Below are 633 nucleotides of genomic sequence, written 5' to 3'. Positions count from 1 at the left end.
GGAAATGGCAAAGGAAAAATTCGAGCGGACTAAGCCGCACGTGAACGTCGGCACCATTGGTCACGTTGACCATGGCAAGACCACCCTGACGGCCGCTATCGCAACGGTTCTGTCGTCGAAGTTCGGCGGCCAGGCTAAGAAGTACGACGAAATCGACGCAGCGCCGGAAGAAAAGGCACGCGGTATTACGATTAACACCGCGCACATCGAGTACGAAACGGCTAACCGCCACTACGCACACGTTGACTGCCCGGGCCACGCCGACTACGTCAAGAACATGATTACCGGTGCTGCGCAGATGGACGGCGCAATTCTGGTTTGCTCGGCCGCAGACGGTCCGATGCCGCAAACGCGTGAGCACATCCTGTTGGCCCGCCAAGTTGGCGTGCCGTACATCATCGTGTTCCTGAACAAGTGCGACATGGTGGACGACGCCGAGCTGCTCGAGCTGGTGGAAATGGAAGTTCGCGAACTTCTGTCGAAGTACGAATTCCCGGGCGACGATCTGCCGATCATCAAGGGTTCGGCCAAGCTGGCGCTGGAAGGCGACAAGGGCGAACTGGGTGAAGCCGCGATCATGGCTCTGGCCGAAGCGCTGGACACGTACATCCCGACGCCGGAGCGCGCCATCGA

General features: G+C 59.6%; 1 protein-coding gene. It reads left to right on the top strand.

The window, feature by feature from the left end; genetic code table 11:
• Positions 1 to 4: 4 nt before the first annotated feature.
• Positions 5 to 633 (top strand): GTP-binding protein (locus tag PPN31114_RS26115; protein ID WP_150682419.1); only part of this gene is annotated, 629 nt, incomplete at its 3' end.

Origin of the sequence: Pandoraea pneumonica, from assembly GCF_902459645.1 — a bacterium.
GTDB lineage: Bacteria > Pseudomonadota > Gammaproteobacteria > Burkholderiales > Burkholderiaceae > Pandoraea > Pandoraea pneumonica.
Note: the sequence above shows the minus strand (reverse complement) of the source record. Positions and strands in the feature narration are given on the sequence as shown.